The organism is Algibacter pacificus, from assembly GCF_008033385.1.
Lineage (GTDB): Bacteria > Bacteroidota > Bacteroidia > Flavobacteriales > Flavobacteriaceae > Algibacter > Algibacter pacificus.
In genome coordinates, this window is the sequence record NZ_VOGY01000001.1 from 25,264 (window position 1) to 36,890 (window position 11,627).

Genomic DNA, 11,627 nt, shown 5'->3' on the forward strand with positions numbered 1-11,627 from the left:
AAGATGATTTTATAAATGATAAAAAGATAGAAGTTGAAGATATTATTTATGATTAAACTCTTTATAATTCATATTTTTGAAATATGAATTTCACGAAAACTACCGAACAAGATTCTAAATATAATCATCTGGAAAAGATGAGCATTGTCGAGTTATTAACCAATATTAATAATGAAGATAAAACGGTGCCTTTGGCCGTTGAGAAAGCGCTGCCACAAATAGAAAAATTAGTAGAACAAATTGTTGCTAAATTGAAAAATGGTGGGCGCTTGTTTTATATGGGCGCAGGCACTAGTGGACGCTTAGGTATTTTAGATGCTTCGGAATGTCCTCCAACATTTGGGGTATCTCCAAATTTAGTTATTGGTATTATTGCCGGTGGGGATCAAGCTATTAGAAATGCGGTTGAGTTTGCTGAAGATTCACTAAATCAAGGTTGGCAAGATTTACAAAAACATAATATTTCCGATAAAGATGTTGTCGTGGGTATTGCGGCTTCAGGCACAACCCCTTATGTTATTTCTGCTTTAGAAGCATGCAATAAAAACAATATTATTACGGGTTGTATTTCGTGTAATAAAAATAGTCCTTTATCTCTAATGGCTCAGTTTCCTATAGAACCTGTTGTTGGGCCAGAATTTGTTACAGGAAGTTCTAGGATGAAAGCGGGTACGGCTCAAAAATTAGTGCTTAATATGATAACGACTTCTACCATGATCCAGTTGGGGCATATAAAAGGTAACAAAATGGTGGATATGCAATTAAGCAATAATAAGCTTTTTGATCGTGGCACAAAAATGATAATGGCTGAACTTCATATTCCTCGAGAAGAAGCCGAAGATTTACTTACTACATACAAAAACGTACGATTAGCAATAAAAAATTATAACAATGGATAGTAAAAATAGAACCGATAAAATAAAACTATATAAAGGCATTAAAACCATGATTTTTGCGGCGTTAACCTTATTTATGGGACCCATAATATTGAGTATGGCTTTAAGTCAGCCAGAGAATTCACTGTATATTCCGCTTTTAATTGTCGGGATTTTAATCTGTGCTTTTGCCGTGTTTTTAATCTTTAAAGGGCTTAAGCTTATTATGGATAGTATGTTTAAAAAGTAGAGGTTTATTAATTAACCTTTTTTTGAACAAGCTTTTGGAGTGGTCGGGTTGTATCCAAAACTTCCATCTTCAAACTGAATTTTTAATCGGTCTAAGATGTAATTAATTATCGCATAATGATGAATGGTGTGGCTATTGGCTTGCGATAATAAAGCACCAAAAGTATAGCTGATTTCTGTTTTTCCTAGTCCTAAATCATCAATAACGATAATATTCGTCTCGGTATCAAAATCTAAGGATTTTAATTTTTCAATCGTGTTATTTAAGTATTTGATAGCAGCATGGCATTGGGTTTCCACATCGGTATTTCTACAGCGAGCTGTTAAGTCAATCTTATTTTCCTCATTTAGAGTGAACATACAATTGTAAAAGTCTAAAATATGCCGAATATGAGAGCCTATACTTGAATAGTAAGGAGAAACTGAAGCATTACATAAATCGGTATTTGATAATTTATTTAGTAAAAAATCTACTTTTTGTAATGTTTTTAAATTTGATTCCTTAATAATATTCATAGGCATTAAAATAATAAAATTGATGGTTATTGGTCTAATTCTATAGAATTCCTTACAAAATACTTAAGATCGATTTAGAGCTTTTAGCATCAAACGTAATTCTTCATAAGTATATTTGTCATCTACTTGATGTTTTAAATCGGTCAAGCTTTCAAATGTTTTTTTAGGGATTATTTTTTTCAATTCTTGATAATGTTCTATAGGCATTAAATCACTGTACTTTACTTCTCCGCTATCAATAAAACTCGATAAATGCCTAATAATAGTCGTGTGTGTAAGTTCGCGTTCTTCTTCAATTTCGGTAATAGTTTTACCAGATTTAAATAAATTTAACGATACTTTTTTTGTGTCTACTTTTTGCTTTTTAGGTTTTTCTACTATTTTTTCTTCTTCAAAATTGATGTTATCTGTATTCGTGTCAATATCATTTTCATCGCAGTAGCTTTTAATTACTTTTAAAATATCGGCTCCGTATTTATCGACACGAATTTTTCCCATACCGTCTATTTCAAGTAGTTCCTTTTTGGTTAATGGCAAAGTTTCGCACATTTCATACAGTGTTTTTTGAGTAAACACTTGATAATGGATTAAACCATTTTTCTCGGCAATTTCATTTCTTAGTACGCGCAGCATTTCAAATAATTCTACATTTGCTGTACCATCAATAACTGTTTTTCTTACTTTTTTAGGTTTGTCTTTGGCTAGAAATTTAGATTTTGCTCGTAACTCTAAAAGTTTTTTAACCGAAAATCCTTCTGCTAATCCATTAAATAATAAGATCTTGGCTGCTAGTAATTCTTCAAGTAAATCAACTGCTTTGGCTAAATCTTTATCAATAGTTTTATTATCAGTCGTGTAGTTAAACGCATTTAATTGGGTGACAAAATGTGTTTCGGTTTGCACTTTAAAATAAGCAATAGCTTTTTTAAAACGGTCTTGTATTAGAGTACTTGTATCTGGTAAAGGTTCTGTTTTAGAAAGTTCTTTTAACTGAGCATTAAAACCATTGCTCACTTTTAAAAAATTGGTAATGGCAGGTTTTATTGCTAGTAGAGGTGCTTCAATATGACCTTTAATGCTTCCTCGGTTTTTGTAAAAGATATCTAAAATGCGGTTTGCAGGATACAAAAATGGATAAAAATCGAAGACTTCGGCAATTAAATCGAGTTGGAAATTTTTTTGAGATTCCTCTAAAATAGTTCTATCAGGTTCATTAGCTTCCGCATTTTTATTAAACGTAATAACGTTGGCGTCACTAATAATTTGGTTGGAATGTATTTTACTTTTCAACACCAAACCCTCCAAAGATTTACAACGACTTAACGCCACATAAGTTTGTCCATGCGCAAAAGCACCTTGCGCATCAATTATGGCTTTTTCAAAGGTTAAACCCTGACTTTTATGTATCGTGATAGACCATGCCAAGCGGAGTGGCATTTGGGTGTAAGACCCAATTTTATTTTCAGTAATCGCCTTCGTGTCTTTATCTACTGTATAATTTATGTTTTCCCAAACTTCGGGTGTGGTTACAATATTAAATTCATCGTCCGGACAATGCACCACCACTTCATCTTGATCTAAATGGATAACTTTACCAATTTTCCCATTAAAATAGCGTTTTTCTGGGCTGCTGTCATTTTTTACAAACATCACCTGTGCACCAACTTTAAGCTCTAAAGCTTCATTATTGGGGTATGCATATTCTGGAAATTTACCTTCTACCTTGGCTTGGTAAAACCGGTTTTTGCCATCCAATTTATTTAATTCTGTAATATTTGTGGCTTCGGCTTTGTTGTTGTGCGTCGTTAAAGAAATGTAGCCATCGTCGGGTTTTGGAGTGAAATCGGGAATATAACGCTTGTTTAATTCTGCGGCCGAAACTTCCGAAAGTACATTATTTCTAATCTCATTTAAAATATTAATAAACGTTGGGTTATCCTGTCTATAAATATGTTTCAACTCTATAGTTATGGCATCGCAGGCTTGATAGGCTTGGCTGCTAAAAAAGAAACCATTCTTGTAATAGGGTTTCAAAATATGCCATTCGCTCTCTTTAATCACGGGCGAAAGTTGCTGCAAATCTCCAATCATCAGGACTTGCACACCACCAAAAACCTTGTTTCGGTTTTTATAACGGCGCAAAGTTCGGTCTATGCCATCGAGTAAATCGGCCCGAACCATACTAATTTCATCAATAACTAAAAGGTCCATGGACCTAATAATATCAATTTTTGTTTTATTGAATTTCCGATTAAAACCCTTAGAGGCATTCAAATCGGTATCCGGTAAAATAGGCCCAAAAGGCATCTGAAAAAATGAATGTATGGTCACGCCTTTCGCGTTTATTGCCGCCACACCCGTTGGTGCTACAACCACTAAACGCTTTAAGCAATCCATTTTTAGTCGGTGCAAAAAGGTCGTTTTTCCCGTTCCTGCTTTTCCCGTCAAAAAAATCGATCGGTTTGTGTTGTTCACAAACTCCCATGCCAATTCCAATTCTTTATTCTCTGCCATTAAATCCTATTCAAAATCGGAAAGTAAGATACATAATTTCAATAATTTTTTGGGCGGGTTTTTAAGAAAAATAAAAACCGCGCTATCCGCTGTATCTTTTTGCAAAGCAGATTAATACATGTTTAGCGCGGTTTTTTATAATTAAAGGCGTTTTTATCCAAGGTTTTATACCTTAAAACTTTGCAAAAAGGATGCCGCTACTATCGCTCCCGCAACCACTTGCCAAGGGCATGGGCATAACCGAAGTTTCAAACTGGGCTTACAAAATTTAGTTCACCAAAACCCGAACGCCTTCACTGTGGCTGCTAAATTCTGGAGCATACATACTTTGAATCGTGGTAATCCCATTGCTCATATTTCCGGCATTGTTTACACGTAAATCGTATTCAAAAACGTAAACACCTTTCGGTAAATAATCGAAAAAGAAGTTCGTGCTCGCATCTTTCGTGCTTTCATAATAGCCTAAACCATCTTGCCATTTGTAACTCGACATTACATTTATAGGCTCGAAACCAGCAGCGCGCATATCTTTCATGTGGATAAATTCCATGGCCCGATCGCTTCTTAATTCAATACGAACACGAACCAAATCACCAACTTTTAAAGCGGTGTTTTCATTAATTTCCGAAATTTCTTCACCCGTATCTGTATTCGTTTTTAAGAATAGTTTCTTGTTTAATTTAAGTGGCGTTTCAGCTGAGGTAATCTTATCTAAATCCTCAAAATATTGCCAATACAAACTGCCCCAAGCAATGCCTTTTTCTTTTTTAGAGATACTAATTTCTCCCATTTCAGGTTTAATTTCCGATGTGTTCCAACTCGTTTTAAAATAACCTGTTCCTGCTTCAACTTTGACGTCTTCAAGTTTTGATGGTTCAATTTTTTGTCCGCCTAAAACCACATCAACCATATCGGTTACACTCAGCCAATCGCTGCCTTGTAGCAATAAAGCATAAACAGCATCAGTAGTCGATTTTGTGGTTTTCCAACGGTTGGTTTGTTTGTTTTTAAGTAACCAGATTTTTAAATTATCAATAGTTTCGGTATCGTTTTCAATTTCCGAAAAGGCTTCAATTAATAAAGCTTGTGTTTCAATTGGGGCTTGATACCAGAACCAAGAATTGGTGTTAGCTTTCCAATACATACCTAATTCTTCCGAAGTCACACTCGTTTCTTTTAACGATTTTAAAATTTTGGAAGCCATTTTTACATCACCAGTTCTATGAGAAATTAACGCCATTAATCCTTTCGCATAAAGCGAACGACTTAGCCAATATTTGTTAATTTGCGTTTGGTAATATTTGATAATGGTTTCAACTTCTTTAGATTTTTTAATATCTGGGTAAAAGCTTCGCATGTATAAATAATGCAATTGGGTGTAGCTTAAATGGTCCAAATCTAAGTCTCTGTTTTTATCATATTTTGTGATGTCTTTATATTCCTGAACAAATTCAGCATCTAAATAATTGATGGCTTTAGAAATTATTGGAGATATATCATCAGTATTATCGGTTACCGAAAGTTGTTTTAAATGCCCGAATCCCGTAATAATATGTTGCGTGATATATCGGTTTTCGCGACCACCTTTAAACCAAGCCCAAGCGCCAGAATCCATTTGGTTGGCTTTTAATTTGTTTATAGCCGACTGCAATTCGTTATTCATTTTATTCAAATCGAATAATAAAGCGATGCGTTTTTTCTGTTCCGTTTCACTTTGTGCATCGCGCAACCAAGGGGTTTCTTGTATTAAAATAGATTTTAAATCTTCATTTTTTTCTAAGTTAGAAAGTAGAGCGTTGGTATTTTTCCATTGATTGAAAACGGCTTGAATTCTCGGGTTCGAGTTCGCGATATGACTCGCCAAAGCATTGGCATAATAACGGCTAAAGGTTTGCTCGTTACAATCGTAAGGATATTCCATTAAATAGGGCAGGGCCTGCACCGCGTACCAAGCTGGATTCGAGGTGATTTCTAAAGTGAGTTTATGGTTTTTTAAAGATGAAGAGGTGTTGGCTTTCAACTTATCTAAAACAAAAGTTTTTGTTTCATTACTGCGTACCCACATCGGCAAGGTTTCGGTAACCAACATGCGGTTGCTTAATACCGGCAAAGCATTTTGCTCGCCATCGCTAAAATTACCAGATTTTGCTGCAATTTTATATTGCACCGCTTGCACATTTTCCGGAATAGTTAAACTCCAGGTTACTTGTGTGTTTCCTGTAGCATCAACGGTGAAGTTTTTATTAGCATCGGCAATGCCTAAATTGCTAGTAATATCTTGTCCTGTTAGGGCATCGGTTAAAAATAATTTGGCATCACCAGAAAGTGCTTTTTCAGTGAGGTTTGAAATTTTTGTACTGATTGAAATATGATCCCCTTCACGTAGAAAACGTGGGGCATTTGGCGTAATCATCAATTCCTTTTGGGTAACAGTTGTTAAAGTTTTTGTAGCGCTTTCTAAGGTTTTAGTGTGTGCTAATAGTTGTAATTTCCATTGGGTTAAAGCTTCTGGTGTATTAAAGCTAAAACTAACATGGCCGTCTTTGTCTGTTTTTAACTGCGGAAAAAAGAAAGCGGTTTCTTGAAGGTTTGTTCGGACTTGAACCGTGTTGAAATTTTCTTCTTCTTTAATAGTTTCTAGAGCAGCTCCTGTACTATCACTTTTATCTTGAGTACCATAACCAACAACAATAGTTTCTTCTAAACTTGCTGTATCGCTTTCCATGGCCATTACAGGAACAGGCGCACTTTCTTTTCTTAATTGAAGTCCTGCAGTACGACCTTTTAGAGCGTTAGTTTTGTGAGCCATTCCTCGAATCAAGATATTTTGGTTGTGCTTACCAAAATGTAGTCCAAACCAATCCAATGCATCATATTTTTGGGTAAAATATTTTACATTAATATAGTCGATATACACTTTAAAATTACTTGTTCCAAAACTGGTGTTTGCGCGATAGCGGCTTTGCGAATAATAGGTTGGATTTTGAATAGGATTGAAGCGCCAATTATGGGATTTAAATTGGTCCAAAGACGCATCATACATACTGACTAAAAGCTCCGCACTTACTTTTTCGCCTTGCGGTCCTTTAATTTTAAATTGCCAATTTTCATCGGTTCCGGGTTGTAGTTTATTTCTAAAGGTCACCGTTTCAATCTCTAAATTGGAATTCGGATAGGGTACTGAAATTCGCACGGCTCCAGATTGATAACTATTAAAGGCAGCCAAGCTATAGTTTACCGAAAAGCCTCCTAAATCGTTTGTAGTAACTGGAATCGATATGGTTTTTTTATTGTTATTTAATTGAATAATTTCAGTTTTTATAATTTTTTTATCCTTTTCAATAGACACCGTAATATTGATGTTTTCGGCAGCAGAGGCGAAGGTTAATTTAGCTGTATCTCCAATACTATATTGGTCTTTATCAGTTGAAACACTGAATAATTGATGGTCGGCCAAAGTTTTATCAGAAGTACTAAATAAGGTAGTTTTAATTTCATCTTTAACTTGTTGTCCAAATTTGTCTTCACTTTCTAAAGTAATAATATATTGTCCGGACTGCCATTTTTTAATAGAACCTAACGGAAGTGTTTTAGAGGTTTTGGTATTAAAATCTTTTTGAAAAACCAATTCGCCTTTTTTCCAGTTTTTAGGATCGTCTTCATCTTGAAAAGCATCATGTGGGAATAGGCTTTTAAAAGCTTCGGAAGTCATACTTTGATAATCTGGAGCATTCCAAGGTCGAGGTCTTAAAACCAAATTTGGTGAGTTCAACTTATAAATTTTTATAGTCCCTTTAGCGTCAATAAATTCACCATTTAGGTTTTTTGTATCGATTTGAATATGGTGTTCTTTTTCTGATTTATCTAAAACAGCATCAATATTTAAGGTCGCTATTAACGCATGATATCCAACATTAACAACCGTTGTTGCACTTCTTGTTTCTCCATTTAAATCGGTTACATCGGCAGTTATTTCATATCTAAAAACAGGTAAACTAGCTTTATCAATACTTTGGTCGGGTTGGGCTTTAAATTTAATTTCAAACTCGCCTTTAGCGTTGGTTATGGTTTCTCCGTGTGTTATTTCTTGTGCTTCGCTATTAAAAAATGGATTATACCAGTAATACCAACGCGGATATTGAACTTGGCGTTGCACACGGTAAACCACTTTGGCATCGGAAATGGTGCTCCCCGCATAAGCTAAGGCTTTCCCCGTTACGCTTACTAAATCGTTAACTTTATAGCTGTCTGTAACCGGGTTAAATTTGGTTTCAAATTTTGGGCGTTTGTATTCTTCCACTGAAAAACTAGCCGTACTTCTCAGTTGTATAGTGTTTGAGTTGGCTTTCAATTCAATATAATAGTTCCCGTTTAATCCGGAGTTTGGTAACATAAATTCTCCTGAAACAGAACCAAAATCATTTGTTTTTAATTCAAGGGTTTTTACGTTTTCATTATTGGTATTATACAATAGCACCGATACATTTTGGTTTTCTAAAACTTCCGATTTACTGTCTTCTGTTTTTATGGCTATGCCTTTAAAATAAAGGGTTTGTCCTGGTCTGTAAATACTACGATCTGTAAATAAAAAGCCTTTGTAAGTTGTCTTTTCTTCCTTTTCAGCATAGCTTCGGTTAATGTAATAATTGCCAAAATAAGCCAAATCGGTATCGGTTTTAACGGCTATTTTAACACGGCTATACCAGTTATTACTTTTTCTTTCAATTTTAAACTCACCTAAAGCATTTGTTGTAAAATACTCCGTTTTTGTTTCTTTGGTGTAATTTACGTTGTAAGTGAATGTTACGGCTGCATTGGAAATTGGAGCACCGTTGGTTCTGTCAATACATTGAAAAATTTTATATTCAGAGGTTTCGGTTTCAACCAATGCCGTGTTTGTAATTTGTATGTTGGTAAATGCGAAGTTGTTTTCACTATTTTTTGGATTGGAAGCCACAAGAATATATCTGCCATTGTTTAGTTTAGGCATCACGATTTCTGTGCTATGATTTTGATAATCATGTTCGTTTTTTAAAGAACTGTCCCAAGATTTTGTAGGTTTTAATTTTGAAATAAAAGCCCATTTTTCTTCTTTTTGATATATAGTGTTGAATTTTTCAAACTCATTATCACTGACTTTATAGGCGTTAAATTGTAGTTGATCTAAATTCTTGTAACGCACTAAAACCCGAGCATTTTGTTGAATTGGTAAAAAGCTTTCTGCTCTAATTTGAAGTTGCTCACGTTCAATCGTTGTTTTTAAAGCATTACATTTTATAGCAGCTTTACTTTTTGGGAATTTTAAAATGATGGTATTGCAGATGTTTATAGCCTCTTTGGCTTTCCATCGGTTAGTTTCGTTTATTTGGGGCTGATAATTTTGACTTTGTTGATTATAAATCTGTGCCGTTTCAAAAGCATATAAACCCGATGTTTCATGGTTTTTTAAACGTTTATTTTCGATTTCTAAAGTCTGGAGAAATAAGTCTTCCTTATTATCGAAAGTGGCGTGTTCGTTTACAAATTTTAAGCGTTCAATATTTACATCAGCTAAAGCAAAAGGCAATTCATCTTTTAAATGAAATTGAATTAAATCTTTATAAATCTTTAAAGCATTTAATTGTAGCGACGTGGAATCTTTGGAGGTAATTGGTAATTCCGAAAATGTTTTGGCATCACTTAAATAGGTCGTATTATCAATTTCAAATTTGTATGCGGGTTTGGTAATGCTTGTTTCTTCTGTTTTATAAAAGTCTAAAGCACTGTGGTTTAAAAAATCGAAAAGTGTTGGTCTGTAGATTTTAGAATCGATTTGTGTATTTAGTAAAACATCGTAATTTTTTAAATCTTCTTGCTGCAACATTAATCCGTTTTGTAACGAATTTTGGAAATGTAAATGCGTTTCATCAAAAAGAGTTTGTAAATCCCACGTTCTAAAATCGTTAGCATCTATTTTTTCACTGGTTTGCGTGCGGTTATAAAATTTCCATCGGTTTTGTTTAAAATACTGCCAATATAAATTGGCTAAAATATGTTCTAAAATGTTTTTAGCAGGAAATGTGCTTTCGGAGATTTTCGACTTAAAATCGTTTATAATTTCGAGTTGGGCATCTTCTTCCAAAACCATAGCAAACTTACTTTTAAATAGCATAGTTTTTATAGTTTGTGGATGGTTTTTGTCTGTTTCGGCCAGTTTTTCTATACGTTCTACAACTTTTAAAGCCGATTTTGGTAAGCCTTCGGTTTCAAATGTATCCACTTCTTTCCATAACGTTTCGTAATTATGGTTTTGAGCCCAAGTAAAGTTTGAAAATAGTAAAATCATTAAAATAGATATCGAATTTTTCATTGCGTTGATTTTGTCTTTAAAATATATACAAAAGCCGTTCCAAAAGAAGCCAATGTGTGAAATGTGTTTTTGGTTGAGTGAAGTTAGTTATTTTTTGACAAAAGAAGAAAGTTTAACTTTGTGTTTTCGAACTAAATAATATGACTAGATTTTTCATTTTTTTATTATTCCCAATTCTCGCGGTTTGTCAATCGGCTGTTTCCGATTTTGAACTCATGGTTAGAAATAAACAATATGAAAAAGTAGAACCTTTATTGATAGATTATGTAAATAATAATCCTAATAATTTGAAGGCTTTAGAATTATTAGGCGATACGTTTGGTTATCAAAAAAAATGGGATAGTGCCATTGAGAATTATAATAAGTTAGTTGAATTGAAACCCAAAACAGCCAATTATCATTATAAATACGGTGGTGCATTGGGGATGAAAGCGCTTTCGGTAAACAAGTTGACTGCATTAAGATTTATAGGAGATATAAAAAGTGCCTTTTTAAAAGCAGCCGAATTGGACGCGAATCATATAGAAACGCGCTGGGCATTGGTAGAGTTGTACATGCAATTGCCAGGTATTTTAGGCGGCAGTAGAAGTAAATCACTAAAATATGCGGATGAACTTGAGATACTTTCTAAAGTGGATGGTTATTTGGCAAAAGGTTATGTTTATGAGTATGATGATGAACCGGAACTTGCTGAAAAATTCTATAAAATGGCCATTATTGAAGGTGGTTCGTTAACCTGTTTTAATAAACTTACGGCTTTTTATGAAAAAGAAAAGCGGCCCAAAGATGCCATAAAAAACATAGAAACAGCAGCGGGAAAATTAAAGCGAAATGCGCTCCATTATCAAATAGGGAAAGTGGCTGCGGAGTATAATATTGAGCTTGAAAAAGGCTTGGCTTGTTTAAATAGGTATTTGGAAAATTATTCAGCTAAAGATGGCGTGCCAAAAGCTTGGGCCTATTATCGATTATCTCAAATTGAAACGCTTCAAAACAATAAAGAACAGGCTTTAAAATATATTGATTTAGCGATAAGCGAATTACCAAAAATTGAAGTTTTTAAAACGCAAAAGGAGAAGGTTTTAAAAATTTAAAACGCTTTTAAAGGGGGTAACTATACGCTT

General features: G+C 34.2%; 6 protein-coding genes. 3 read left to right on the forward strand and 3 right to left on the reverse strand.

The features are described from left to right. Positions 1-83: 83 nt before the first annotated feature. Together murQ and FQU21_RS00775 are read left to right on the forward strand one after the other, a co-directional pair. A complete protein-coding gene (gene murQ, locus FQU21_RS00770) occupies positions 84-899 on the forward strand; it encodes an N-acetylmuramic acid 6-phosphate etherase (RefSeq protein WP_147676116.1) in 816 nt (271 codons plus the stop codon). Continuing rightward, positions 892-1,125 (forward strand): DUF6095 family protein, encoded by a 234-nt coding sequence (locus FQU21_RS00775; RefSeq protein WP_147676117.1) that lies wholly within the window; start codon positions 892-894, stop codon positions 1,123-1,125. Before murQ ends, FQU21_RS00775 begins: the two co-directional genes overlap by 8 nt. An 11-nt stretch (positions 1,126-1,136) precedes the next feature. Here FQU21_RS00775 and FQU21_RS00780 read toward each other — a convergent pair whose 3' ends face one another. The 3 genes from FQU21_RS00780 to FQU21_RS00790 form a co-directional block, all read right to left on the reverse strand. Further along, on the reverse strand, positions 1,137-1,640 hold the full coding sequence (locus tag FQU21_RS00780; RefSeq protein WP_147676118.1) for a hypothetical protein: 504 nt from the start codon (positions 1,638-1,640) through the stop codon (positions 1,137-1,139). Positions 1,641-1,703: 63 nt separating this feature from the next. Further along, positions 1,704-4,154, reverse strand: a complete 2,451-nt coding sequence (locus FQU21_RS00785; RefSeq protein ID WP_147676119.1) for a helix-turn-helix domain-containing protein — start codon at positions 4,152-4,154, stop codon at positions 1,704-1,706. 268 nt (positions 4,155-4,422) lie between these two features. Continuing rightward, complete coding sequence (locus FQU21_RS00790) at positions 4,423-10,503, reverse strand: alpha-2-macroglobulin family protein (protein WP_147676120.1); 6,081 nt, start codon at positions 10,501-10,503, stop codon at positions 4,423-4,425. Positions 10,504-10,643: 140 nt separating this feature from the next. Here FQU21_RS00790 and FQU21_RS00795 point away from each other — a divergent pair, with 140 nt between their 5' ends. Then, the gene (locus tag FQU21_RS00795; protein WP_147676121.1) at positions 10,644-11,597 is read left to right on the forward strand and encodes a tetratricopeptide repeat protein; all 954 of its coding nucleotides are present in this window, start codon (positions 10,644-10,646) and stop codon (positions 11,595-11,597) included. Positions 11,598-11,627 lie beyond the last annotated feature (30 nt).